Origin of the sequence: Bacillus sp. XT-4 (assembly GCF_050864245.1) — a bacterium.
Taxonomy (GTDB): domain Bacteria; phylum Bacillota; class Bacilli; order Bacillales; family Bacillaceae; genus Bacillus; species Bacillus altitudinis.
On sequence record NZ_JBPAFI010000001.1, the window covers coordinates 212,277 to 236,344 of the forward strand.

Here is a 24,068-nt window from a genome sequence, read left to right on the forward strand (position 1 = left end):
CATTGTAACATAATTGAAACATTGAAATATCGCCAGAAAGTTCCTATAATGAAGTGAAATTAGCTTTGGTTCAGGGGGTGGCGAGTTGCCTATTAACATACCAGTTCATCTGCCAGCAAAACAAATACTAGAGAGCGAAAACATTTTCGTCATGGATGAGACAAGGGCATTCAAACAAGATATCCGTCCTTTGAATATCGTGATCTTAAACTTAATGCCAAAAAAAATACAAACTGAAACGCAGCTGTTGAGAATGCTCGGAAATTCTCCTTTGCAAGTGTATTTTACATTTTTGATTCCAAGTACACATACACCGAAGAATACATCGAGAGAGCATCTAGATGAATTTTATACGACCTTTGACTCGATTCGCCATAAAAAATTTGATGGCATGATCATTACAGGTGCACCAATTGAGCATTTAGCTTTCGAAGAAGTTTCCTATTGGAAAGAACTGCAGGACATTTTGGACTGGAGTAAAACGAATGTGACGTCTACTCTCCATATATGCTGGGGGGCACAGGCTGGTCTTTATCATCATTATGGCATTGAAAAAATCAAGCTTCCAGAGAAAAAATTCGGTGTTTTTGAGCATCTTGTCAAAGAGAAAAAAGAAAGATTAGTAAGAGGTTTCGATGAAGTATACTATGTCCCACATTCTAGGCATACAGATATTAATACAGAACAATTAAAAAACACGACGAATCTAAAAGTATTGAGCACGTCTGAGGAAGCTGGTGTTTGTTTAATTGTTTCAGATGATGATAAACAAGTATTTTTAACTGGACATCCTGAATACGATACAGATACATTGAAGCAGGAATATGAAAGAGATTTGTTGAAACATGATACAGTCAAAAAACCCGTCCACTATTTCATAGAAGATGGAGACACATTAGTTCCAGTGAACCGCTGGAAAGCCCATGCTACTTTGCTGTTTATGAATTGGCTTAATTACTATGTTTATCAAGAAACACCATATGTGTGGGAATAAAATAGACTGTAGTCTGATTATAAATGCTTAAAATGTGTTAAAATACAAATGGCTCTGTCTTCCATTATCAATTTAGTCTGTTTGTTTTTTAAAATTAGTTTAATTCTTTCGTAACGAATGATATGCTCTCGCTGTTTATATGTTATCTTTATGTATATGTAGACCTATGAGATTTATAGTTTTCGTACGAAGTTTTGTTGTTGTTGATTACATTTGAGGTGAATATTCTTGAATACCAATAAAAAAATATTAATCTTGACCGCAAATTATGGAAATGGACATATGCAGGTTGCAAAAACACTGTATGATGAATGCAAATCCCAAGGGTTTGAACATGTGATAGTTTCTAATTTGTATCAAGAATCAAATCCCATTGTGTCTGAAGTGACTCAATATTTATATTTAAAGAGCTTCTCCATTGGGAAACAATTTTATCGCTTGTTTTATTACGGTGTAGATAAAATTTACAATAAACGCAAATTTAACATTTATTTAAAGATGGGAAATAAGCGTCTTGATGAATTAATTCAATTACACAATCCGGATATCATCATCATTACATTCCCGATGATTGTTGTACCTGAATACCGAAACAAAACAGGTAAAGTCATTCCAACATTTAATGTGATGACAGACTTTTGTCTTCATAAAATTTGGGTACATGAAAACATTGACCGATACTATGTTGCAACCGATTATGTGAAACAAAAGCTAGTAGAAATCGGCACACATCCAAGCGATGTCAAGGTAACAGGCATTCCGATTAGACCACAATTTGAAGTAGACGTGCCTAAATCGATCATCTATAAAAAATATGGATTATCATCAGACAAAAAAGTCCTTCTCATTATGGCGGGTGCCCATGGTGTACTAAAAAATGTGAAGGAACTGTGTGAAGCACTACTTCTTGACAGTGAAGTACAAATTGTTGTTGTGTGCGGTAAGAATGCAGCGCTGAAGCAATCGCTTAGCGAACTTGAACAAGCACACCCAAATCAATTGAAGGCGCTTGGATATGTGGAACAAATTGATGAATTGTTCAGAGTAACGGACTGTATGATTACAAAACCGGGCGGAATTACATTAACAGAAGCAACAGCAATTGGTGTCCCAGTTATTCTTTACAAACCTGTTCCAGGACAAGAAAAAGAAAATGCTCTTTTCTTTGAAGATTACGGCGCTGCCATTGTCATCAACAGACACGAAGACATTTTAGAATCTGTCACCAACTTGCTGCAAGACGAAGAAAAATTAGAATCCATGAAACAAAACATCAAAAAATTACACTTAAAACAGTCTTCTCAAACCATTTTAGAAGATATCGTCGAACAATCAGATCTGATCATGAGCAACAAATCGTATGCTCAAGCATTATCATAAAAAGGTGCCCGTCATTGACGGACACCTTTTTTCTTTTAACCTTGATTTCCATTCGTTGTATATACTTCTTCAAACGGCTGAACAACAACAAAGCCACTTCCGCTAAACTTCATTTGAATGGACTCTCCGCTTCCCCTGCCAATAAACGTTTTGAACGATACATCTGTCACAAATTCAGTCTGCAAATCTCCTGACCATGCGACCGTCGCATTCGGATCTGTATAAACAGAATCACCTGGCTGAACAATCAGCGTCAGCGGTTCGTAATGACTTGTGATTGCCACAAGACCTGGTCCTTCAAGTTTGACATTAAATAATCCGCCTGCAAGCATGCCAGACACCTTTTTCATTAATTTAATATCCCACCGAACAGACGGTTCAAATGCGAGCAAGTCGTTTCCATTAACGAAAATAGACTCCCCTTGAGCCAATCGAAGAATCGAGATTTTTTTCCCTTGGTCTGCTACATATAATTTTCCATCACCTGTGGCCTTCATCAAAGAGGTTCCTTCTCCTGATAACATTTTTTTGAACATCTTTGACACACCGTGTTCAAACACACCTTCACGTTCAAACTTTATTTTCCCGCGATATGAAACCATGGAGCCTGTTTTTGCCCAAATGGTATCCGTTAAATTAATTTCTAACAATCTTGGTGTTTCAAGTTCAAAGACCCCTTCCCCTTTGTCTTCTTGCTGCGTATTCTGAACAAACTCCTCAATTGTGTAACGATTCATGACGCACCTCTTTCTGTATTTTTACTATATACGGACAAGTTATACGTTAGGTTTCATGAGATTAGGACGTTTTATAGATAAATGTCATTCACTAAAAAAACAAAAAAATCAAACATTCTGCTCAAAATTTGGCTTGCCTGCTTGACGCTTTACTTTTGATGGTGTATAGTGGAACCATCATTTAACAACTTCTTAAGTCGTTAGGTGATGAAAAATTTTTTTTAGTATGCCAAAAGGTGTGCTACAGTACTAGGAGGAAAAAGCAATATGCAAAACGGTAAAGTAAAATGGTTCAATAATGAAAAAGGTTTCGGCTTCATTGAAGTTGAAGGCGGAGACGATGTATTCGTTCACTTCACAGCTATCGAAGGTGACGGTTACAAATCTCTAGAAGAAGGACAAGAAGTTTCTTTTGAAATCGTTGAAGGTAATCGTGGACCTCAAGCTGCAAACGTAACAAAAATCTAATCAACTCAATCAATGATGAAACGACAAAATAAAGAGAGGCGTATGCCTCTCTTATTTGATTTTCAGCTGAATTTCAATCGCTAAAATATTTTGCTTTAATCTTTGTTCAATTTCAGAGATATCTTTTTCGAGAAAAGGTCTTCCCTTCTTTGCTACATCTACCAGTTGCTCTAGATCACTGTACACCTCTTGAAATGTTCGATGTAATACCGTTTCAAAATCCTTATTATCCATGCCGGCCTTCCCCTTTTCCTCTATTATCCGTCACTTAGTCAAAAAGTAACTCAACCAAAACTTTCTATAGTTATATCGGCTCATTTTTCAGAATATGTTCTTTTTTTACACATTCTATTCGTTTTTTTTCGTGAGCATATGATACATCTAGAGGAAAACCGGAGTGTACGCTTATTTTTTGAGTAATTCATTCCCGTATTGTTTGATCTTCTCTCCTACCGTGCATTGCTGTATACAAAAGGAGTGGGCGTATTTTTTACCAAATTCTTTACGAAAGTGCTTCTTAATCAAACAATCTGAACAATACGTGTCTTGAAGATCTGTTAATTCTTTTACTGCTGTTTTTTTATCCACTTTATTCAGCTCCGTCTGCTTCTAATTTCAACTTACTTTCGATGGGGACGTCTGCAAGTATCTGTCTGGCAAGCTGATCTGCTTCTGCATTTTGTTTACGATCGATGACTTCATATGTTGGCGTGAGCTTCAGCTCTTTGATCGCAGCCTCAATTCGGTCGAGCCATTTGTTATGTATATCATCATAACAAGGCCATTCCCCTTTGAGCTGATTCATTACAACAAGAGAATCTCCTCTAATCGTAACAGAGTTTCTGCTGGCTCCCAGTTCTTTTAAAGCTTTTACCGCTTCAAATAAAGCCGCATACTCCGCCTCATTGTTCGTGGTGCTCTGAAAAGGCTGATTCTTCCTTAACCGGTATGCATCCTGTCCGAGCTGATAATACACGACAATTCCAAGCCCAGCATCACCTGTTTCTTTGCGAAAACTCGCATCAAAATAGACCTGAAGCTGATCGGGTTCAAGCCTAAGTTCTTCGTTTAGCTTTTCAAGTTCTTTCGTCGACCACATCGCACCCTTTTCATCTTCAAAAGATAAAAGTGACTGCGGTTCTTTTTTGTCTATATGTTTTGCTAAAAGCAAGGCCTCTTTGAGCTCCATCCAATCTTCTTGGAAAAAAGCAATGGACCCAATCGATTTCACTTTCATTGTATAGTGCGCTCTTAGTTTCATTGATCACATCGCCTTCCCATACTTTTAAGGTAAACGTTCGTTATGCTATAATCAAAAAGTTACATTTTACATTTAGAAAGGAAGTTCATGTCACTTGTTTAATGAAGGTATTTGGATCTTATTTGCGATCATTAATTTTATCATTGTTCTTCTATTTTATAAAGGATTTGGCAAGATGGGGCTTTTCGTCTGGATTGGTTTTGCAACAGTTGCTGCCAATTTACAAGTGGTCAAAACCGTTGAATTATTTGGCTTAACGGCAACACTTGGCAACATTTTATACGGCAGTGTGTTCTTTGCAACGGACGTCCTCAATGAAAAATATGGACAAACCGAAGCGAAAAAAGCTGTCTGGATTGGCTTTGCCACCCTTTTAACATTAACTGTTGTCATGCAGGAGGCTTTGCTTTTCCATCCCGCTCCATCTGACATTTCCCAATCATCATTAGAAACGATATTTGGCTTTATGCCAAGGGTAGCTCTTGGTAGCCTTGCTGCTTATATCATCAGTCAAATGTTAGATGTTTATGTATATTCGTTTATTCGCCGGATATTTCCTTCAGATGGTGCGCTCTGGCTGCGAAATGCGGGGAGTACAATGATTAGCCAGCTGCTTGATACACTCGTTTTCACAACTATTGCCTTTCTTGGGACCTACCCATTCCATATATGGATCGAAATTTTCATCACGACTTATGTGATTAAATTTATCGTCGCTGCCATTGGCACACCTTATGCCTATGCGGCGAAAAAAATGGTTCCGATTGATGAAAGGGGGAAATAAATTGCCAGCTGAAATATATATTGACGGTGCTAGTGCCGGAAACCCAGGTCCATCTGGCATCGGCATTTTCTTGAAATATGACGGAAAAGCTGAGTCTTTCTCCATTCCTCTTGGCATCATGAGCAATCATGAAGCAGAGTTTTCTGCGCTCATTGAAGGCATGAAAATATGCGTAGAAAAAGGATTCCGGACCGTTTCTTTCCGCACAGATTCACAAGTAGTGGATCGTGCAGCCAATGCAGGATTTGCTAAAAATCCATCTTTTCGTCATTTCATCGAAGAAATGCTGCAGCTTCAAAGCGAATTTGATTTATTTTTCATTAAGTGGATTCCGAGCAAGGAAAATCAAGTGGCTGATCAGCTCGCTAGAAAAGCGATTCACCTTTCAAAAGGATGAATCGCTTTTCTTTTGGTTATGCTAATGTGTGAGGTGATACGAATTGGATAAAGAGAACAGAGGCCGTGTCACAAACGGAACGACTCCTCAAGGTGATGCGCAAACAAAAGATAAACAGCCAATATCGCAATTAGAAAATAAGGCGAAAAAAAGCAACACAAAGGGCTAATACATGTAGCCCTTTGTTTCTTTTCTGCGTAAGAACAACCTTAACTGATTCCTAATTGACTTAAGCGGTTAACCATTGGTTCGATCCCTTTAATTTGATGCAAGCGAAGCATTGCCGCTGCCCGCTCTGGGTCCATTTTTATTTTTGTTTCGTCAATCGGACAGCTGAGTGGTACATCACATTTAATTTCTGCCAGTATACGAGAAAGCTTCAGATCTTCTAAACCTGCTTGCATTTTCTTTTGCTGAGCTACCGTTAATGCATGAACATTTTCTAACAGTCGATCAATCGTTTCATACGTTTGAATAAATTTCAATGCTGTTTTTTCGCCGATTCCTTTTACACCAGGGTAATTATCGCTAGTATCACCCATCAGCGCTTTCATATCAATCAGCGCCTTTGGAGATATGCCCATTTCCTCTTCAAAAAGGGCTTTTGTATAATGCTTATAATTCCCGATGCCTTTTTGCATTAAAGCCACGGTCACTTGTTCATTCAAGATCTGCAGCAAATCTTTATCTCCTGTTAAGACGGTCACATGTGCTTCGTTTTGATAGATTGATGCAAGCGTTCCAATACAATCATCTGCTTCAAAACCTTTCACACCAATGTTCATGATCCCCAGTTCTGCTGTCGCCTCTTTTGCTAAATCAAACTGCGGGATAAGCTCAACAGGCGCCTCACCTCGATTGGCTTTATAATCTTGAAACAATTCGTTCCGGTATGTCTGGCTCCCCATATCCCAGCAGCATACGATATGAGTCGGCTCAAATGTTTGGACAGCTGTTAACAAATGCTTCAAATAACCATTCACTCCATTTGTCGGCACACCATGATCATTTATCATAAAATTGCGATGGACAGCCGTCGCATAAAACGACCTAAAAAGAAGTGCCATTCCATCTACAAGTAAGACGTGTTTATTCATTCATCTAAACTCCCTTTTTATAAACAATACTCCTATTCTATCATAGAACATTGAAACGAACATAAAAAAGGCGCCTTCTTCTTTTGATAAAGAAGAGGCAGCCCGATTACTTTTTACCATATTGCATTTTTTTCGTTTCCGCTTCTGCGTAGGATGGCATGTCTTTTTCCTTTGGCATGCGCTCCTCCTGCTGCTTTACGTTTTGCTTTTTTGCCATGATCATTCCCCTTTCTGGTTCATTTGTTAAGATGACCAAAAATGAGAAAATTACTCTTTACTTCTGTTTACGCTGGGTGTATTCCTCCACCATCTCAATCGTCACGTGTTTACGAAGCGGAACAATTCCGCCTCGGGCAAGCTCATTCATTTTAGACGTAATGGCGTTGATCTCATCTGTTGAAAATGGTTCATTGTGTTCACATTTTTTCACAGCCGATTCAATCGCCTGCTCTCTTTTTTGTTCAAGTGCAAGAAAAGATTGGATGTGGGCATGTTGTTTCTGTGAATGTGCAGAAATTTCTTCGTGTACGCTCGTCATCGTCTATCAACTGCTTTCTTTTTTATATAGTCTATCATGAATCATATCGTTTTCAACTGGTTCTTCCATTCATTTGTTTGTTCATAAACTTGTTCAATGATCGCCTGTTTTTCAGCATCTGTTGTAAGGCTCGTCATAAATGTCTGTTTTTGCTCATTGAGCTGTTGGAGAGCATCTTGTTCGTATCTTTCCGTATAGGTCTTCACTAGCTGTTCATATCTGCTCAGCAACTCTTCTTTTTCGTTATCTGCCCAACGTGTTGTCATTTGATGTAGAACATCTCGAATGGCTTCAATAAACGTAGCCTTTTCATTTTGTTCAAAGAAGGCTTTCGCTGATTTTTGTTTCTTTAAAAGCGGCTCAAATGGTGCAATCTCTGCTTCGACTTCAATTTGTTTTAGCTCAGCATTTTTCTCCTCAGGGGCTGACAGGCTGAGAGAAAAGTAAGGATCTTCCGCACATGCAGCCTGCATCCCTTTTTCCCACTCCTCTTGGAAATAATGGTGGATAAACGATTCCATTCGGATATCAAGTGCCTTGAGCTCCTGCACAAATTCAAATTCATACTCCTTTAACGCTTTCTCAAGTGCCATTTTTAACTGCTGACCAAAATTCCCTTGAGATATGCCAGGATAAAAAGCCGACTTTAATAGATCATTCGCAAATAATGAAAGCCGCTGTACAATATGATAGAGCTGTTCATGCACGTCTTTTTTTACGCTTTCGGTCACAAGCTTAGACCGTTTCACGTCTTGCATTTTTTCGAGAATGGCTTCATAGGATGTCTTGATGTTTTTCTTTTCAGCTTCTTTCTCATCTTCTGATTGATGCAAGGTCGCACGTAGTCTATCGACCGTTGTACATAATGTATTAGCTTCAAAATGCAAAAGTTCAATGGCATCTTTCGTTAATTCTTCCTCAATAAAATAGTCGAGCTGTTTTCTCAGTGTTGCATATTGATTATAAGATGTCGGCTCTTTCCCCTCGATCTCTTCCTTACTAGACACATGATGCAGGTTTGGATTGCGGATACCTTCTTTTGTGAGCTCGCTTCGTACATAGTCAAATACGGTTTCAAGCTCTGCTTGATCCTTAGCCAAATCAGCTGCATTGATGATAAAGAACATTTTATCCATGCTAAAGGAATCTTTTACGAGTCCAAGCTTCCGTAAAAATGAGCGATCAGCTTTTGAGAAAGAGTGCTGATAATACGTTAAATAAAGAAGGGCGTCTGCATCCTTCATATACTGGAAGGCGATTTCTGTATGACGCTTATTCATACTGCTTGCACCTGGTGTATCGACAATCGTCAGTCCTTTATCTGTCAAAGGTGTACTTAAATACACCGTCACTTCCTTCACCACACAAGAAACAGATTCTTCCGCTACATAAGGCTTTAATTCTTGAAGTGTGACATGTAAATTGGTTTGGTTGTCAATGTCATCATGAAACTTGGCATAGGCTTGTAGAAAATGTTCTACAATGATTCGGTGATCCTGTTCGAGCTGCCGTTTTTTCAGTACTCTTTCCAGCTTTGCCTGAAACGAATCTCCTTTTTCTGTTGTGATCGAAAATCCAAGAATCTGATCGAGTTCCTCTAGAATGTCCTGCTTGGTTTTAAACACCACTTTGACACTTTCATGAGGATGATCTTCCGTAGGTCGTGTCAGTTTGTTAATTGTTGCAGTTGTTGGCGTAGGAGATGATGGTAACACCTTCCGTCCAACAAGCGCATTGGCAAAAGAAGATTTTCCAGAACTAAAAGCGCCAAATAAAGCGAGTGTAAATTCTTTTGCCTGCAGCCGTTCTGTTCGTTTTTCAAAGGAATCTCTTTGAGACTTTAGAATATCTAAAGGCGATAAAATGCGGGAAAGCTCTTTAAATTGTGCAATCGATTGTGCTGTTGTTAAATGCTGCGATTGGCGGTATTGATCGCGCTCTGTCCGTTCAGTAGCTTGATCGCTCTCTTCAACATGAATTGATGCGCGATTCTTCTCCAGCTGGTCGTGCTGCATCCATTGCTTTTTCGCATAAAACCAGTCGCCTGGGATATGCTCATCCGTTCCGTTTTGCCAAATATCCCATATATGCTGAATATCCTGTCTTATTTGTTCATTTTTTTCGTTATACCCCTCAAGGCTCTGAAGCTCTTGTTTCGCTTGCTCCCATTTTTCCTCTTGCTTCTCCTGTTCATTCTTGAGCTGGTCTTTCAAGGTTTCAATCATCTGTTCAATCAATTGAAGCGCTTGCTGTTTCGCCTGTCTTTTCAATGCTTCACCAGCATCTTTCGCATATTGAAGAACATATTCGTTAGAAAAAGTTGCCCCTTGGTGAATGACCTTTTCAAGCAAGGATTCTTCAATAGGTGTCTCAAATGCCATGGCTTTGTCTAATAACGCTTCGCCAAGCTGATGCTGTTTTATTTCTTTTTTGAGGAGCTCGGCAATGTGCCAGTCAACTTCCGCTTTCATTCTCTTTTTTACATCTGCTAAGAATTCATTTGCCCTTTTTTCCTTTTCCTGCTCGGTTTTATTTTTGGCAAAAAGTAAACCCACTTTAAAGCCAGGTGCTTTCGATTCGATATAGTCACTTGCAAGCTCTCGCATTTTAAATGGCGTGAGGTTTGCATTTTTTAAGATGTTCTCTACTTCAGAAGACACTTCATCTTCTACCTGCTTTGCACCATTTTCAATAAATCGGCGTTTCTCTTCTAGTTCTTTCACTTCATTCCTTTTTTCTTGCAGCCGCGCGTCAAGGTCCTCTTCATGCAGTTCTTCTTTTAACGAGTCTATATGTTCTTTTAAAACATGTTCGATTTTCTGCTCTGTATAGGCTCGAAGTGATGCTTTAGGCATGGTTTGTAATTCTTGTAGCTTCTTCACTAAACGGATCATTTCGTTTTTTGGGTGTGCCTCATCCGTCACAGAAGTAAAATATAGATGTTCTTCTTCAATGCCTTCTTTTAAAAGCATCTCAACGACTTGTTTTTTGTAGTTTTCAAAAGTTGTCTCTTGTTCATCGTGCCGATCCACTTGATTGACGATGAAATAAAGATTAGGCACTTTCTCTTTAATCGAGCGAATGAAGCGAATGTTTTCTTCAGAATGGACATGGTTATAATGAACGACATAAAAAAGAGCATCCGCTTGATGAAGAATAGAAGCAGCGGATAAAAAGTGCGCATGATCCGTTGAATCAATTCCCGGCGTATCAATGAGTGCCACTTTTTCTTCAAGTCCACTATAATCACCGCTAATTTCCACCATCTCAATTTGTTCCCCATCTTTACAAAAACGCTGCACCGCTTCTTTATCATAAGAACCGCCCATTTTTGCGAAACGTCCATCAGACGTATGGAGCTGAACTTCACTGACCCCTTTCCTGACAACAACCAAGTTTGCACTCGTTGGAATTGGGCTTGTGGGCAGGATGTGATCATGAAGAAGATGATTCACTAGTGATGACTTACCAGCAGAATAGTGGCCGGTAAATGCGATATATACTTCTTCTTCAGCTTCCTTTTTCATAATAGATGCAAGTTTGGCTGCGCGCTCGTGATCATCCCTTTTCAGAAGGCTTTGATATAAAGCACCTGTAGTTTGAACGAGCGAATCTCGAATAGACAAGTCTTTCATGACGATAAACCCCTTTGTTTTTAGAAAAGTCAGTTATGTATGTGTACCATTTTACACAAAATAAAGAGATTTTTCTTCTGATCTGAGGAAATAAAAAAATCTGCTGCCCGATCAGTCACAAAGGACTGCAATCAGGAAGCAGATTTTTTTGAAACACCTTTTAATACGAAGCCAATCAATAAGCTGTATACACAGACCGTACCGAGTAAGAAAATCATTGTCATGTGATCACCGTCCATCCTTCATGATTGAGAATGTTTATCATTAATGAAAGTGTAGCACAATTGATAATGATTTTCAATATTAATTTAATAAATACTGATTCAGTGCTTTTTCTTCTGTTTGAATTCTGACCATCATCATCCATCCATTTAAACACGTAAACAAAATGGCAGTAATAAATGCGTTAAATAGCAGCGGAATGAACATCAGTTCAATCGCCACCACCACATAGTTAGGATGCTTTAACCAGCGATACGGCCCCTTTTTCACAATCATCGCATTTGGAACGACTAAGATTTTTGTATTCCAAAACGTCCCAAGTGAACATAGTGCCCAGTACCGAATCACCTGGGTCGCAAGCAGAAACACAAGCAGCAATAGGAAAAAACGAGACGGTTGACGATACAGCAGCCATGTCTCTCCAATAAGCGAGAGGAAAAAAGCTGCATGCATAGCGACCATATAAGGATAATGGCTTGCACCAAATTCAATCGCTCCGAGCGCCTTCACCTTCTTTTCATTTCTTTTCGCCACAAGCACTTCAATGAGGCGCTGACAAATGAAAATGCCAATCACTATACAGAAAATCATCACGAGAGCCCCTCCCATTTCATGAGCAATAATTCTGACGAAAAGCCTGGACCAAGTGCTCCGCAAAGCCCCACCTGTCCTGCATCTAGTGACTGATGTTCAAGAAAATGCTTCATGACATATAAAACGGTGGCAGAGGACATGTTTCCATGCTGTTTCAGAACCTCTTTTGAAGAAAATAGCTGATGTTCTTGTAAAGATAGGCTTTCAAGATAGGCATCAATCACTTTTTTTCCTCCAGGGTGAGCAAGAAAAACGGATACATCCTCTGTAGAAAACCCTAGCTGATGTAAAAATTGATCCACTTGCTCTTTTAACCACCCAGAAATGATGGACGGAATGTCACGTGAGAAGATGACCCGAAATCCGTCGGCGGTAAAATCCCATCCCATCACATCTTCAGAATCTTTCATGGTCACTGACTGCGTGCCAAGCACTTTAGGTACTGTTTTTAACCGCGTATACTTAGAGGCAGCCTTTTCTCCAGTTAAAAGAACGGCCGCCGTCCCGTCACCGAACAGCGAGGTTCCAATTAAATTGCTTTTTGATTGATCTTGCGGCTGAAAAGTGAGGCTGCAAAGCTCGCAGGCAACAACGAGCACTTTCGCTTCTGGATACGCCATGATGTATTCATAAGCTCGGGATAAGCCTGCCGCCCCGCCCCCGCATCCTAACCCCCAAATTGGCACTCGTTTCGTATAAGGAGAAAATGGAAGAACATTCATCAGCTTTGCATCAAGACTTGGCGTTGATAACCCTGTACTGGAGATGAAAAACAAAGCATCAATCTCATCAAAAGGAACTGGCTTTGTAAGAAATGCTGTTTCATGCAGACAGTGAAAAACGGCTTCTTTCGCATGTGCCAATGCTTTTTCGACATAGAGATTATTTTTCTCTTCAAAAGAGTGATGTTCTTGATACCAATCAATAGGCTGGACAAACTGCCTGCTCTCTATTTCGCCATTATTAAAAGCTTTTAATAGCCGATCAATATCTTTAAACGATCGTTTAAATTGAGACCTTGCAAATTGAGCAGCTGCTTGCTGATCCACATGATGTTTTGGCAGACTTGTTCCAACTGAAAGAATGTACGCCATCGGCTTCACCTCTTTTTTCGGTTAATATCCCCAATCAAAAAAAGGATATACATGCCAAAACGACACAATTCAGTCAAAATATTTTCCTCCGTCTAACTTTTTGTCTTGACGACAATTGATAAATATTGGATAATATAGGTGAAAACATGATGTAGTTTTCCTCCTTCACAGGTTCGTTCCAAGCCAAGCGAACCTGCTTTTTTATGCAATTTTAATAGAGTTAGTTAACATAGCTTTATGCAAAAAAGCACCTCTCAAATGAGAAGTGCTGACCGTAGACAAACCCCACCTTTCATTTAAACATGAATGGATCACCTTTTTCTGATCAACACAAATAAATAACCATAAAATGCTAATTCATTTGATGATTATATATGAAAAGGGGGTTTTTTCCTGTATACTTAATCAATATGTACACCATGAAAAACAGTGAAAAAAGACAGAATCTACTACATGATTCGGCACAAAATTTAATTGACTGGAGTGATTGTCATGAAAAAGGTGTCCAAAAAACAAACACCCTACAACACGATATTTCTCTCGAAGATAATTGGTTTAGTGCTTCTTACACTGTTTCTCGTTTTTATCTGGGATATGTCTAAAACCCATTTGCAGGCGACAAATGGGCAAGCAAAAATTGTTGCTAGCAGTGACTTCCGAGACACAAGTATCAGTCTGAAAGCAAAAGATCATTCTACAAGAACATTGGATCAACAATTTAGGACCAATCCAAACCAACAGACAACGAATAAAATGGTCTTTTTAACATTTGATGATGGTCCTTCTGCTACATCAAATCAGCTGTTAAATGTCTTAAAAGCACATCAAGTGAAGGCGACATTCTTCATGCTTGGACCGCAAATCCAAGCTCACCAAGCAGCTGTGAAAAGACTTTATCAAGAAGGACATCAATTAGGGCTTCATGGCATGACGCATGATATAAACCGCTTTTATCAAAACAGTGAGTCTCCCGCAAATGAAATGAGAGAAGCTCAGCTCATTCTTGCTTCTGTTACAGGCGGTTACACCCGTCTTGTGAGAACACCTTATGGCAGTGTTCCAAATTTAACATATGATCAAAAAGTACGCTTAAACCAATATGGCTTCATTTACTGGGATTGGACGATTGATAGCCTTGACTGGAGATATAAAAACTCACAATATGTTCAAGAGGTATTGAATCAACTGCAAATGTTTGAGAAAAATAAACCATGGGAACCAAAAGTGATTTTAATGCATGATCAACCCTCTACCACGAACTATTTAGATAGCCTAATTACACAACTAAAAGCAAGGGGCTATACATTTGCAGTCATTAACGAAACAATGCCGCCGGTACAACATTAATAGCACTAATCACAACAAGCCCGTATCCAAAGGATGCGGGCTTTCAGCTCTCCAAAGAGAAGTGATTACATAACAGATTGCTTAGGTTCTTCCATTAGCTCCTGCTCTGTTTCTTTTTTAAAAGGAATCATGTGATAAATAATATGAAGCAAAATAGCGGTAAAGCTTCCGGCGACAATTCCGTTACTTGTTAACAATTTAATCGATTCTGGTAAATGCTCAAACATTTGCGGCACAACCGTTACTCCGAGCCCGATGCCAACTGAGCATGCGACAATGAGTAAGTTTTCCTGTTTGGCAAAATCGACGCGTGAGAGCATTTTAATCCCGTACGCAATGACCATGCCAAACATGGCGACCATTGCACCGCCTAGAACGGATTTTGGAATAATCGTTGTAAATGCCGCGATTTTAGGAAAAAGGCCAAATACCATTAATAATACACCTGTCACCACAATGACCTGATTTTTCTTCACGCCTGTTAATTGGATCAATCCAACGTTTTGGGAGTAGGCTGTGTATGGAAAAGCGTTGAAGATACCGCCTAATAAAACGGCAATTCCCTCTGCACGATATCCCTTTGCTAAATCCTTCTCTTTTAATGAACGATTCGTTAAATCTCCGAGCGCAAAGTATACACCCGTTGATTCGACTAATGACACAATGGCAACTAATGTCATTGTCATGATTGGTGCAAATTCAAAAGTAGGCAGCCCAAAGTAAAAAGGCTCAATGATGCGGAAAACTTGTGCATTCGCCACTTCTGCTGTCTCCACCTTCCCTAAGAAAGCAGCAACTGCTGTCCCAAGTAGAATGCCGATTAAGATGGCAATGGCTTTCATGAATCCCTTTGTAAATCGATAGAGAAGGACAATGATAAACAATACAAGAAAAGCAAGTCCAAGATTCTCAAAAGAACCATAGTCTGCACTTCCTTCACCACCTGCCATATTGTTCATGGCGACCGGAATTAAGGTAATTCCAATGATCGTGACGACGGAACCTGTGACAACGGGCGGGAAGAATTTCACAAGCTTCCCAAAGAAAAATGAAAGAGCAATGACAATACACCCTGCGGCGATAATACTTCCATATATAGACGAAATTCCATATTTAGAGCCAATCGCAATCATAGGAGATACCGCAGTAAATGTACAGCCTAGTACAACAGGCAAACCGATGCCAAAAAAGCGGTTTTTCCATACTTGAAGCAGTGTGGCAGCACCGCACATGAAAATATCTGCCGAAATTAAGTACGTCAGCTGGGCTGGCGTGAGCCCAAGCGCATCTCCAACAATGAGCGGAACAAGAACCGCACCTGCATACATCGCCAGTACATGCTGTATCCCTAGCGAAAGGGTTTTGGCTTTTTTAGCGGCACTCATGATTGTACCTCGCGTACAAACGTGACTTTTCCTTCCTCGAGCGATTCGATACGTGCGAGTGACTCGACTCTATAGCCCATTTGCACAAGTTCTTTCCTTCCAGGCTGGAATGATTTCTCGATAACAATTCCAAAACCAGCTACTTTTGCTTTCGCTTGCTTTGCGATTGCAGCTAGTCCCTTAGCGGCTTCTCCATTTGCTAAAAAGTCGTCGATAATTAACACACAATCATCCTCACTAAGGTGCGTGTTAGAGACAGCGATCGTACTTTCTACTTTTTTGGTAAAAGAATACACACTTGCTGTCAAAAGGTTATCCGTTAAAGTCAGTGATTGCCGCTTTCGGGCAAAAACAACTGGCACATGAAGGGCAAGTCCAGCCATGACAGCAGGTGCAATACCAGAAGATTCGATTGTGATAATTTTAGTAATTCCATCATGCTTAAATAATCTAGCAAACTCTTGACCGATCTCATGCATTAACACAGGGTCAATTTGATGATTTAAAAAAGCATCTACCTTTAGCACTTGATTTGACAGAACGATTCCTTCGTTCTCGATCTTTTGACGTAACAATTCCATCATTCTTCCTCCCAGCATATTAGCAACTTTCATTTTTTTGCATAAAAAAAGCATTGCTGTCCATTAAGGAGCAAGCAATGCGAAAACGATCCACGGGATCTTCAGCTCATACAAAAGCTGTTTCATTTTGCTCACTCATAGTCGGACGGTATCGGTGTCCGGTAGAAACTTGCGTGCCATTATCACGCGATTATATGAGTGTTATAGTGTTCAAATTATAACAAGATTTCAGACGCTTGGAAAGCACTTTTCTAGAAAAATACCGAACTTAAATAATCATTAAGCTTTAAACGTTCGTTTTTAGAATATTCAACCAGCAAAAAAGCACCCTTTTGATTAAAGGGTGCCTCAGATTGTTGACAAAGGGCTAAAATGAACTTTATTTTAGCCCTTTGTCTTCTTTTCAGCGTGTTAGAAAACCTTTGCAGTCTAGGAAGGACGAGCACCGGAGCAGAGCGAATTTAACATTCGTGAGCACCGGCGCGCAGACCCTGACAACGAATGCGAGGGTTTGTCTACACGCTGAAGCACCCTTCTGATCAAAGGGTGCCTTTCATTTATGATAAATACAGTTTCGTGTACTTATCTGTTAAATAATCAATTAAGTATTGAACATTTAATTCTTCACCAGTTGCGTCTTGAATGATCTCAGATGGCTTTTTCCGTTTTCCATGCTGATGGACATGTTCAGTTAGCCATTCTTTTATCGGTGCAAAAGACCCGTTTTGAATCAGTTCATCAAAATTCGGTAAATCTTTGATCATTTGCTGCTTTAATTGCGCCGCATACATATAACCAAGTGCATATGAAGGGAAATAACCAAAACTACCATCTGACCAGTGAACATCCTGCAAAATACCAAGCGCATCGTTAGGCGGCGTAATGCCAAGATATGCTTTATATTTTTCATTCCATAACGCTGGCAAGTCTTCAACGGCTACTTCTTCATTGAAAATGGCCTTTTCAATTTCATAGCGAATAATAATGTGAAGCGGATACGTGAGTTCATCTGCTTCAATTCGAATGTAAGTCGGCTTCGATTCATTCACCGCATGCACAAATTCTTCTAAAGTGACATCTTTAAATTGTTCAGGAGATGCCTCTTGCAGCTTTTGATAATACGTTTTCCAGAAATCTTCATGTCTGCCGATAAAGTTCTCAAAGAAAAGAGACTGTGATTCATGAATACCCATTGATGTGCCGTCACATAAGAGCGTTCCGCTCAGTGCCTCATCAATATTTTGTTCATAAATGGCGTGGCCGCATTCGTGAATGGTGCCAAAGATCGCCATGCGAAAATCGTGCTCATCATAACGCGTCGTCACACGTACATCCCCTCTGCTTAATGTCACAGCAAAAGGATGAACCGTTGTATCAAGTCGTCCTGCGTCAAAGTCATACCCTAACTCTTTTAAGAAAAAGAGACTCAGCTCTTTTTGTTTGTCGATCGGGAAGCTTTTCGATAAAAACGAAGTATCCGGTTTATTTGGCGAAGCTTCAATTTTTTTCACGAGAGGAACGATGGCGTCTCGAAGTGCACCGAATTTTTGATCGAGTTGTTCAACCGTCATATCCGGCTCATAATTATTGAGCAGCACATCATATGGTGTTTTTTTCACGCCCCAATACTGGATGAAACGCTTGTTAAAATCAATCAGTTGTTTTAAATAGGGTGCAAAGAGTGAAAAATCTGATTTCTCCCTTGCTTCTACCCAAACATGTTCTGCTTTTGATTGTAGAATGGAGTATTCTTTAAATTCTTCTTTTGGAATTTTACTGTTTTCATCATATTCTTTTTGCGATAATTCGAGTGCCTTCTGCGTGTCTTTTGACAGCTTTTCTTTCTCTCTATTTAATGCATCAAGAAGATCTCTCATTTCATCAGAAGTCTTCATATTAAAGATATCGCTGGATAATTGACCGATGGTTTCTGCTCTGAAATCAGCACTTTTTTTAGGCGCTTGTGTTCGAGAGTCCCAATAAAGTAAATGAAGCGCCTCTGTATAATGGGCGATTTTTCCTAGTAATTGATAAAACGCTTTCTCTTTTGATTCAAGACTCATGCGTTCGTTCCCCCAATCAATAAAATATGTATGTACGTTTCAAGGCTACTTCAATAAATGTTCTTTTGTCAATGAAAAAGGAGGATACGCTGATCGTATCCTCCTTTTATTGAATGGTTTTCTATCATTAAGAGATCACTGGCTTTACTGGAAGAACGGATTCAATTTTACTTTGTAGCTCAATATCTTTCTGACTGCCAAAGTAAATATGAATGCTGCCAGCATCTTGGCTTGTCCGAATCAGTCTCCCAATGCCCTGCCTTAGACGAAGCAGCATGTACGGAAGGTCCACTTCAGTAAATGCATCTTTCGCTTCATTCCGTTTTGCTTCAAATACTGGGTCATGCGGTGGATATGGAAGTCCCCAAATGACCACATTTGTTAAAGAATGTCCTGGAATATCCAGCCCTTCCCACAAGTGAACGGAACATAACACAGATGTTTCATCTGCTTGGAACTTTTGAACAATGGTACTGATCTCCTCGTCTCCTTCAAAATACACATGGAAAGGCAGTGGTTCATTTGATGCATCGAGCTGCTTTCTAAATACATGCAGTTCATCAAATGAAGGGAATAAAATAAGAGATCGACCGCCATTTTCTTTTACCTGAGATAGCACGTGCTGACCTTTTACATCTGACTCTGTCATTGGCTGATGAATTCCGTGGAAATACATTTGCATTTGCTCCTCATAATCATACGGCGAAGCCACACTCATAGATAAGTAATCTTTGATCCCAAGGCTTTCAGCTAAATAATCAAATGATTGGTTTTCAGACAATGTTGCAGACGAGAAAATATAAGGGATTTTTTGCGAAAATACCTTTTCACCGAGCACTTCTGCTACCGTTTTTGGCATGACGACAAAGGTTGTATCTAATTCCTGCTTCTCCAGCCAGCTAATGGCATTTTTCTGATAAAGCGACAGAGAATACGCCATCTGTTCAATGTACTCTTCCACAACAGACAATTCATATTGATCAATTGTGTACATCTCTGATTCAAATACGAGCGCTTCTCCAATCTTCTCAAGCAAATCACATAATTCACTTGCTGAACGCTTCACCTCATCTACACGACCAATTTCAAGGCGGTGTGATCCTTTGATTTCTTTGGCATTCGTTTTTAAGAGGTAAAAGAATTGATCGTTTGTTGCAAGTGCATCTTCAACAAGCTCTGCAAACTCTTCACGAATATCATTTTGCAAAAGACGCTCCAAAAACGTCTCAAGTGTTGATTGTTTCACTCGGTATGTTAGCGCTTTTTGTGCTGCAAATTCAAGAAGATGTCCTTCATCAAATACAACAGAGCTATGCTCAGGAAGGAGCGGCAGCTGTCCTTCACGTTTACGTGACTCCTTTGTCCATACATGCTCCATGTAAAAGTCATGAGAACAAATGATGAGGTCTGTTGCTTTTCGGTAATGGTCTCTTGATAAATTCAAGCCACAGCGGTGCCGCATGTCGCACGTTAAGCAGTCCTGAAAAGAGTCATAGCCAATTCTTGACCACTCATCATTTGTTAATTCTGGATACTCTTTTCGATCACCATACGGATAAAATGTCTGCATCCCATGAGATTCATGAACAAATGAAGGAAGCGATTCATAAATGTCGAGCCACTTCTCATCATCTTCACGTTGCATCGTTTTCTCTAGTTTCTTTAAGCATAAATATTGATCATGCGATTTACTTAATCTCGCATCTATTTGAATATCAAGGTGATTGGCAATTTTATAGATATCACCTTCTTGTTTGACGAGCTGTTCAATTAACGTTTCATCTGCACATGCAATGATCGCAGGTTTCCCTGTATACCTTGCATATGTGACCGCAAATAAAAGATAAACGATTGTTTTGCCTGTGCCTACCCCAGCTTCGGCAAACATCACACTTTTTTCTTTAAAGGCTCTTTCTAACTGAAAAGCCATGAATATTTGTTCATCTCGAAGATCAAAGCCCTTTTCTGGCAAAATGTCATAAAACACATCACCAATCCAGTTGCCCAGTTCTTCGTAAAAATTATGTTCTTTTGTTAATGAAAAAGGCAAACGAGACGCTGTCACCTGCTTCAACCCCCAACTTTTGAATCATTCAGACATTCAATAGTACCATTTATGCTGGGGTATGACAATCTTTTTTTAAGAGCGCAGGCGATGTTGGTAGCTTTCCTTCATTAAAAATGCGTGCTCTGAATGGTCTATGTAGTTTTGAGCCATTGCTAAGTTCTCGATGGCTGCCGTAAGTTTAGCAGATTGTCCTGTTTCAATCCCTTCTATTTCTCGGGCTGTTGAAGCGAGTGCTTTTTGAATTAACTGAAATTGATCATAATGAATCATGAAGACACCTCTTTTTTTAAAATCAAGTTCAGTTTATTCCGTCCCGTCAAGACTTATACCTGTTTAGCATAAAAAATCCACACCTTCTCGTGGTGTGGACATTTGTTACAATTCAGTTGTTTCTCTTCTAGGTCGGCGTTTTCCCCAGTATTGATAATAGTCTGTTTTAATAAATCCATTAAACAGTTTTCTCTTTTTCGTCGCTTTTCTTCCGAAACATTCTTCGAATTTTTCATGTGACGTTAAAATGTAAATGGACCACGTATCTAGGTTTTTCAATGCTTCGCCCATGCCTTGATACATTTTTTCCACAGCTGGCTTATCGCTGAGACGTTCACCGTAAGGCGGATTTCCGACAATCACACCATACTCATCTTTTGTTTGAAAGTCCTTCACTTGCATTTGCTTAAATTGAATCAGTTCACTAAGTCCAGCTTCTTCTGCGTTCAGTTTCGCGATCTCTACCATACGATGATCGATATCGCTCGCGATAATGTGAAGCGGCTGATCATAGTTCGCCTTTTCTTCTACTTCAAGGCGTGCTTTGTTCCAAACGTCCTCACCAATCCATTCCCATGATTCAGATGCGAACTCACGGTTAAATCCAGGGGCAATGTTTTGTCCAATCATCGCTGCTTCAATAGCAATTGTGCCTGATCCGCAAAAAGGATCGACAAACGGACGGTCAGGTGTCCAGTTCGTTAATAAGACAAGCGCCGCTGCAAGGGTTTCTTTAATCGGAGCGCCCCCTTGATCTGCACGGTATCCACGTTTATGAAGACCCACACCTGACGTATCGAGCGTCAGCAATACTTTATCTTTTAAAAGTGCTACCTCGATTTTGTATTCAGGGCCTGTCTCTTCTAGCCATTCAGACTGTATGTTGTAAGACGATCTAAGTTTTTGTGCGATAGCCTTTTTGACGATGCGCTGACAATCCGGCACACTGGCAAGCTGAGATTTAACAGATTTACCAATGACAGGGAATGCGCTATTTTTCGGTAAAAAAGCAGCCCAGTCAATGGCTTTTGTCTGCTCAAAAAGCTCGTCAAATGTTCTAGCCGAAAATTCAGCAACTTGGACCTTGATTCGGTCTGCTGTACGCAGCCATAGATTCGCACGGCAGATGGCAAGCGCATCTCCTTGAAAAATAACTTTTCCGTTATCTACGGTGCACTCATACCCGAGGTCTCTTACTTCTTTTGCAACAATCGCTTCAATTCCCATTGGCGCTGTTGCGATGAGTGTATAGGTTTTCATTTGTTTATCACCTGTTTTCTCGTTCTTTTCTTAATCAAGATAAAAGCTCTCCATATGTAGAAATAGGAGAGCTTTGATTTCATCATGTTTATGATAACGGATATAACGTTCTGTAAGCCATGTTTTGTTCCATCGTACTACAAACGGCAAAAGCCTCGTACTCAGGTGGTAATCATCTATCTACAGAATTCTCTGTCCTTCTCTCCGTTTGGTTCCTTTGAGAAAGTTCCCCTACCAAGTTTGGGTTTCTCGCTCGAGGGGTTTACCGCGTTCCACTCTCACCATTTCTAGTGAGACTTCGTCACTGTGGCACTTTCAAGGATACTTTGCCATATCCTAAAAGGACGTAGGCATTTTTCCTGCCGTCAGCCTTTCCCAGGCTGCCCTGGCTTATTTTTTCGCCAGGCACGAACACTACGGGCATCTCAGCACCGTGCGAGCATGGACTTTCCTCTGCAATGTCAAAGCATTACAGCGATTACCCGAACGTTAATCAACATGCGTTATTATAAACGACAATGTCATCTGACACAAGCTTTTTTGGTATTACTCAATCATAAAGTTTGCTGCCGAAAACGTGTTTCTCAAGATTAGATAGTCTTTTTAAAATATCAAAGTTTGTTGTATTGGACTGTGCAGGCTGTCTTTTCCCTTGCTCAACCGCTTCTTCAAGCTGTTTTGACAAGTGAAGGTTTTCTTGTTGGAGTTTTTCAATTTCTTGATGGAATGTCTCATAGTCTTTAATGACCATATCTAGAAATTTATCGACTTCTTCTTGTTTATACCCTCGGACACCTGTTTTAAATTCTTTTTCTAAAATTTCTTTCGCAGAAAGCTTAACTTTATCAGCAAGCATCTTTTTCACCTCATATCGTGAATTCATAGTATATTTTTTCAGAAATACGTGACGTTGTCAAATTTTCTCTTGCTTTTAGTCAAAAAACGGATCTTCCGCCTCAACCTGTGCTCTTAAATCATCCATTGTGATATACATAATTGGGTAGTCGGTATAGGTGTCAGCTTCTTTGATCATATATTTTGGCGAGCCTTCGTGCTCGGGATCATATAAGACGAGAAGGCCGTCCGTTTTTTCAATAAAAAAGCGGTTCTTTTGTTTAAATTGTGCCGGACTTTCATACGGTCTATGCGTGACACTTTCTACAAAATCAGCTTGTGCAAGAACGCCTTCATACAGCTCTTTATTTTGTTCATTCCAGCGCTCTTCCTGTTCATAAAATGGTGTAATGACAGCAAGTTTTAAATCTGGGTACTCCTCTTGAAGCTCAAAGACCACTTCAGCTGTCCATATTTCTGCCCCTAACTGACCTGAAATGAGCACCCATTCCAGCCCGTCTTCAATGAGTGCCGTCAGCCTTTTCCGAAGTTCCGCTTTTATGTATTGAAGTGCAGGCTCGTCTTGTTTGAAGATCCCAAGCTCAAATGGCTTGTACCCTGTGACAGCAATAATTTTCATTTTTTCACCTGCTTTTAAAAAAAGGGACTTATAAAAGTCCCATTTCACTTTATCTGTTACAGCAAGGTCCACCGCAGTTAAAGTGTTGATGTGTTGCCGGGTCCACCTGAGAAAACGTATGCGGGAAGTAGTGAACATGTTGGAAATTTTGGTGATGAACATTTGTTACATGCTGCGGGTGGATGTGCGGCACAATTGTAGTTGACTCACTATGCGTACAGCAGTGATTCGTTGGATGTACAATTGGCTGTGTAACATTTGGATTGCAATGATGATGATGGTACATGTAGCATTCCCCTCTCCTTGATATTCTTACATTAACAATGTATGAATCAAGAGGTGTACATGTACTAATGCATTAACCTATTTTAAAAGTTTGCAAGAAAAACATCTTTATAATTTGAAAAAACAAAAGCGAC

26 protein-coding genes, 1 other RNA gene and 1 riboswitch are annotated in these 24,068 nt (G+C 39.8%); of the genes, 7 read left to right on the forward strand and 20 right to left on the reverse strand.

What is annotated here, in order from left to right; translation table 11 throughout:
* The first annotated feature begins 85 nt into the window (after positions 1 to 85).
* Positions 86 to 994 (forward strand): homoserine O-acetyltransferase MetA, encoded by a 909-nt coding sequence (metA, locus tag ACRRMM_RS01060; protein WP_428828413.1) that lies wholly within the window; start codon positions 86 to 88, stop codon positions 992 to 994.
* Between the two features lie 228 nt (positions 995 to 1,222).
* Positions 1,223 to 2,374: a diglucosyl diacylglycerol synthase gene (locus tag ACRRMM_RS01065; RefSeq protein WP_007500831.1), complete on the forward strand. Its 1,152-nt coding sequence runs from the start codon at positions 1,223 to 1,225 to the stop codon at positions 2,372 to 2,374.
* 35 nt (positions 2,375 to 2,409) lie between these two features.
* Here the strand turns inward: ACRRMM_RS01065 and ACRRMM_RS01070 are convergent, their stop codons facing one another.
* Positions 2,410 to 3,111: an AIM24 family protein gene (locus tag ACRRMM_RS01070; RefSeq protein ID WP_007500832.1), complete on the reverse strand. Its 702-nt coding sequence runs from the start codon at positions 3,109 to 3,111 to the stop codon at positions 2,410 to 2,412.
* Positions 3,112 to 3,378: 267 nt separating this feature from the next.
* Here ACRRMM_RS01070 and cspD point away from each other — a divergent pair, with 267 nt between their 5' ends.
* On the forward strand, positions 3,379 to 3,579 hold the full coding sequence (gene cspD / locus ACRRMM_RS01075) for a cold-shock protein CspD (protein WP_003215784.1): 201 nt from the start codon (positions 3,379 to 3,381) through the stop codon (positions 3,577 to 3,579).
* 51 nt (positions 3,580 to 3,630) lie between these two features.
* Here cspD and ACRRMM_RS01080 read toward each other — a convergent pair whose 3' ends face one another.
* The 3 genes from ACRRMM_RS01080 to ACRRMM_RS01090 form a co-directional block, all read right to left on the reverse strand.
* A complete protein-coding gene (locus ACRRMM_RS01080) occupies positions 3,631 to 3,813 on the reverse strand; it encodes a hypothetical protein (protein ID WP_008346368.1) in 183 nt (60 codons plus the stop codon).
* 171 nt (positions 3,814 to 3,984) lie between these two features.
* Entirely contained in the window at positions 3,985 to 4,167 is a 183-nt protein-coding gene (locus tag ACRRMM_RS01085) for a zinc-finger domain-containing protein (protein WP_008346366.1), read from the reverse strand.
* Position 4,168: 1 nt separating this feature from the next.
* A complete protein-coding gene (locus ACRRMM_RS01090; RefSeq protein ID WP_007500833.1) occupies positions 4,169 to 4,840 on the reverse strand; it encodes a ribonuclease H family protein in 672 nt (223 codons plus the stop codon).
* Positions 4,841 to 4,934: 94 nt separating this feature from the next.
* On the opposite strand from ACRRMM_RS01090, the gene ACRRMM_RS01095 reads away from it, so the two are divergent.
* Genes ACRRMM_RS01095 through ACRRMM_RS01105 form a run of 3 tightly spaced genes read left to right on the forward strand, consistent with a single transcriptional unit; the run spans position 4,935 to position 6,190 of the window.
* Positions 4,935 to 5,624, forward strand: a complete 690-nt coding sequence (locus ACRRMM_RS01095; protein WP_007500834.1) for a queuosine precursor transporter — start codon at positions 4,935 to 4,937, stop codon at positions 5,622 to 5,624.
* A 1-nt stretch (position 5,625) separates the two neighbouring features.
* Positions 5,626 to 6,021, forward strand: coding sequence for a reverse transcriptase-like protein (locus ACRRMM_RS01100; protein WP_217815878.1), 396 nt, complete (start codon positions 5,626 to 5,628; stop codon positions 6,019 to 6,021).
* 43 nt (positions 6,022 to 6,064) lie between these two features.
* Entirely contained in the window at positions 6,065 to 6,190 is a 126-nt protein-coding gene (locus ACRRMM_RS01105) for a hypothetical protein (protein WP_008346357.1), read from the forward strand.
* A 40-nt stretch (positions 6,191 to 6,230) separates the two neighbouring features.
* Here the strand turns inward: ACRRMM_RS01105 and ACRRMM_RS01110 are convergent, their stop codons facing one another.
* From ACRRMM_RS01110 to ACRRMM_RS01135, 6 genes are all read right to left on the reverse strand, one after another.
* On the reverse strand, positions 6,231 to 7,118 hold the full coding sequence (locus ACRRMM_RS01110; protein WP_148779967.1) for a 5'-3' exonuclease: 888 nt from the start codon (positions 7,116 to 7,118) through the stop codon (positions 6,231 to 6,233).
* 274 nt (positions 7,119 to 7,392) lie between these two features.
* Entirely contained in the window at positions 7,393 to 7,656 is a 264-nt protein-coding gene (locus ACRRMM_RS01115) for a YpbS family protein (protein ID WP_008346351.1), read from the reverse strand.
* Between the two features lie 41 nt (positions 7,657 to 7,697).
* Complete coding sequence (locus ACRRMM_RS01120; protein WP_217815879.1) at positions 7,698 to 11,291, reverse strand: dynamin family protein; 3,594 nt, start codon at positions 11,289 to 11,291, stop codon at positions 7,698 to 7,700.
* Positions 11,292 to 11,422: 131 nt separating this feature from the next.
* Positions 11,423 to 11,530 (reverse strand): Fur-regulated basic protein FbpC, encoded by a 108-nt coding sequence (gene fbpC, locus ACRRMM_RS01125; RefSeq protein ID WP_306172627.1) that lies wholly within the window; start codon positions 11,528 to 11,530, stop codon positions 11,423 to 11,425.
* Between the two features lie 64 nt (positions 11,531 to 11,594).
* Positions 11,595 to 12,104: an isoprenylcysteine carboxyl methyltransferase family protein gene (locus ACRRMM_RS01130; protein ID WP_008346347.1), complete on the reverse strand. Its 510-nt coding sequence runs from the start codon at positions 12,102 to 12,104 to the stop codon at positions 11,595 to 11,597.
* Positions 12,104 to 13,201 carry a type III polyketide synthase gene (locus ACRRMM_RS01135; protein WP_008346344.1) on the reverse strand — a complete coding sequence of 366 codons (1,098 nt, stop codon included), beginning with the start codon at positions 13,199 to 13,201 and terminating at the stop codon, positions 12,104 to 12,106. Before ACRRMM_RS01135 ends, ACRRMM_RS01130 begins: the two co-directional genes overlap by 1 nt.
* 492 nt (positions 13,202 to 13,693) lie before the next feature.
* Here ACRRMM_RS01135 and ACRRMM_RS01140 point away from each other — a divergent pair, with 492 nt between their 5' ends.
* On the forward strand, positions 13,694 to 14,548 hold the full coding sequence (locus ACRRMM_RS01140) for a polysaccharide deacetylase family protein (protein WP_217815880.1): 855 nt from the start codon (positions 13,694 to 13,696) through the stop codon (positions 14,546 to 14,548).
* 65 nt (positions 14,549 to 14,613) lie between these two features.
* On the opposite strand, the gene pbuX is transcribed toward ACRRMM_RS01140, so the two are convergent.
* The 10 genes from pbuX to cotD form a co-directional block, all read right to left on the reverse strand.
* Complete coding sequence (gene pbuX / locus ACRRMM_RS01145) at positions 14,614 to 15,933, reverse strand: xanthine permease PbuX (RefSeq protein ID WP_007500846.1); 1,320 nt, start codon at positions 15,931 to 15,933, stop codon at positions 14,614 to 14,616.
* Positions 15,930 to 16,514 (reverse strand): xanthine phosphoribosyltransferase, encoded by a 585-nt coding sequence (gene xpt, locus ACRRMM_RS01150; protein WP_008346333.1) that lies wholly within the window; start codon positions 16,512 to 16,514, stop codon positions 15,930 to 15,932. The genes pbuX and xpt overlap by 4 nt, the downstream gene beginning before the upstream one ends.
* A 118-nt stretch (positions 16,515 to 16,632) precedes the next feature.
* Positions 16,633 to 16,732, reverse strand: a riboswitch (purine riboswitch).
* A gap of 339 nt (positions 16,733 to 17,071) precedes the next feature.
* Entirely contained in the window at positions 17,072 to 18,577 is a 1,506-nt protein-coding gene (locus ACRRMM_RS01155) for a carboxypeptidase M32 (RefSeq protein WP_428828414.1), read from the reverse strand.
* 127 nt (positions 18,578 to 18,704) lie between these two features.
* Entirely contained in the window at positions 18,705 to 20,642 is a 1,938-nt protein-coding gene (locus tag ACRRMM_RS01160; RefSeq protein WP_217815881.1) for an ATP-dependent DNA helicase, read from the reverse strand.
* A 75-nt stretch (positions 20,643 to 20,717) separates the two neighbouring features.
* Positions 20,718 to 20,915, reverse strand: coding sequence for a hypothetical protein (locus tag ACRRMM_RS01165; RefSeq protein WP_017359721.1), 198 nt, complete (start codon positions 20,913 to 20,915; stop codon positions 20,718 to 20,720).
* A 105-nt stretch (positions 20,916 to 21,020) separates the two neighbouring features.
* A complete protein-coding gene (locus ACRRMM_RS01170) occupies positions 21,021 to 22,175 on the reverse strand; it encodes a THUMP domain-containing class I SAM-dependent RNA methyltransferase (RefSeq protein WP_217815882.1) in 1,155 nt (384 codons plus the stop codon).
* A 108-nt stretch (positions 22,176 to 22,283) separates the two neighbouring features.
* Positions 22,284 to 22,665: RNase P RNA component class B (gene rnpB / locus ACRRMM_RS01175), an RNA gene on the reverse strand.
* Between the two features lie 60 nt (positions 22,666 to 22,725).
* Positions 22,726 to 23,031, reverse strand: a complete 306-nt coding sequence (gene gpsB / locus ACRRMM_RS01180) for a cell division regulator GpsB (protein ID WP_008344631.1) — start codon at positions 23,029 to 23,031, stop codon at positions 22,726 to 22,728.
* Between the two features lie 75 nt (positions 23,032 to 23,106).
* Positions 23,107 to 23,649 carry a DUF1273 domain-containing protein gene (locus ACRRMM_RS01185; RefSeq protein ID WP_206761464.1) on the reverse strand — a complete coding sequence of 181 codons (543 nt, stop codon included), beginning with the start codon at positions 23,647 to 23,649 and terminating at the stop codon, positions 23,107 to 23,109.
* Between the two features lie 49 nt (positions 23,650 to 23,698).
* Positions 23,699 to 23,935: a spore coat protein CotD gene (cotD, locus tag ACRRMM_RS01190; RefSeq protein WP_072368252.1), complete on the reverse strand. Its 237-nt coding sequence runs from the start codon at positions 23,933 to 23,935 to the stop codon at positions 23,699 to 23,701.
* Positions 23,936 to 24,068 lie beyond the last annotated feature (133 nt).

What these genes read in the sequence shown, in the direction of transcription:
- ACRRMM_RS01130 (WP_008346347.1), bottom strand. Translation starts at nt 12,104, where the DNA reads ATGATTTTCTGTATAGTGATTGGCATTTTCATTTGTCAGCGCCTCATT.
- ACRRMM_RS01185 (WP_206761464.1), bottom strand. Translation starts at nt 23,649, where the DNA reads ATGAAAATTATTGCTGTCACAGGGTACAAGCCATTTGAGCTTGGGATC.
- ACRRMM_RS01080 (WP_008346368.1), bottom strand. Translation starts at nt 3,813, where the DNA reads ATGGATAATAAGGATTTTGAAACGGTATTACATCGAACATTTCAAGAG.
- xpt (WP_008346333.1), bottom strand. Translation starts at nt 16,514, where the DNA reads ATGGAATTGTTACGTCAAAAGATCGAGAACGAAGGAATCGTTCTGTCA.
- pbuX (WP_007500846.1), bottom strand. Translation starts at nt 15,933, where the DNA reads ATGAGTGCCGCTAAAAAAGCCAAAACCCTTTCGCTAGGGATACAGCAT.
- cotD (WP_072368252.1), bottom strand. Translation starts at nt 23,935, where the DNA reads ATGTACCATCATCATCATTGCAATCCAAATGTTACACAGCCAATTGTA.
- cspD (WP_003215784.1), top strand. Translation starts at nt 3,379, where the DNA reads ATGCAAAACGGTAAAGTAAAATGGTTCAATAATGAAAAAGGTTTCGGC.
- ACRRMM_RS01070 (WP_007500832.1), bottom strand. Translation starts at nt 3,111, where the DNA reads ATGAATCGTTACACAATTGAGGAGTTTGTTCAGAATACGCAGCAAGAA.
- fbpC (WP_306172627.1), bottom strand. Translation starts at nt 11,530, where the DNA reads ATGGACGGTGATCACATGACAATGATTTTCTTACTCGGTACGGTCTGT.
- ACRRMM_RS01165 (WP_017359721.1), bottom strand. Translation starts at nt 20,915, where the DNA reads ATGATTCATTATGATCAATTTCAGTTAATTCAAAAAGCACTCGCTTCA.
- ACRRMM_RS01110 (WP_148779967.1), bottom strand. Translation starts at nt 7,118, where the DNA reads ATGAATAAACACGTCTTACTTGTAGATGGAATGGCACTTCTTTTTAGG.
- ACRRMM_RS01170 (WP_217815882.1), bottom strand. Translation starts at nt 22,175, where the DNA reads ATGAAAACCTATACACTCATCGCAACAGCGCCAATGGGAATTGAAGCG.
- ACRRMM_RS01120 (WP_217815879.1), bottom strand. Translation starts at nt 11,291, where the DNA reads ATGAAAGACTTGTCTATTCGAGATTCGCTCGTTCAAACTACAGGTGCT.
- gpsB (WP_008344631.1), bottom strand. Translation starts at nt 23,031, where the DNA reads ATGCTTGCTGATAAAGTTAAGCTTTCTGCGAAAGAAATTTTAGAAAAA.
- ACRRMM_RS01115 (WP_008346351.1), bottom strand. Translation starts at nt 7,656, where the DNA reads ATGACGAGCGTACACGAAGAAATTTCTGCACATTCACAGAAACAACAT.
- ACRRMM_RS01140 (WP_217815880.1), top strand. Translation starts at nt 13,694, where the DNA reads ATGAAAAAGGTGTCCAAAAAACAAACACCCTACAACACGATATTTCTC.
- ACRRMM_RS01155 (WP_428828414.1), bottom strand. Translation starts at nt 18,577, where the DNA reads ATGAGTCTTGAATCAAAAGAGAAAGCGTTTTATCAATTACTAGGAAAA.
- ACRRMM_RS01135 (WP_008346344.1), bottom strand. Translation starts at nt 13,201, where the DNA reads ATGGCGTACATTCTTTCAGTTGGAACAAGTCTGCCAAAACATCATGTG.
- ACRRMM_RS01090 (WP_007500833.1), bottom strand. Translation starts at nt 4,840, where the DNA reads ATGAAACTAAGAGCGCACTATACAATGAAAGTGAAATCGATTGGGTCC.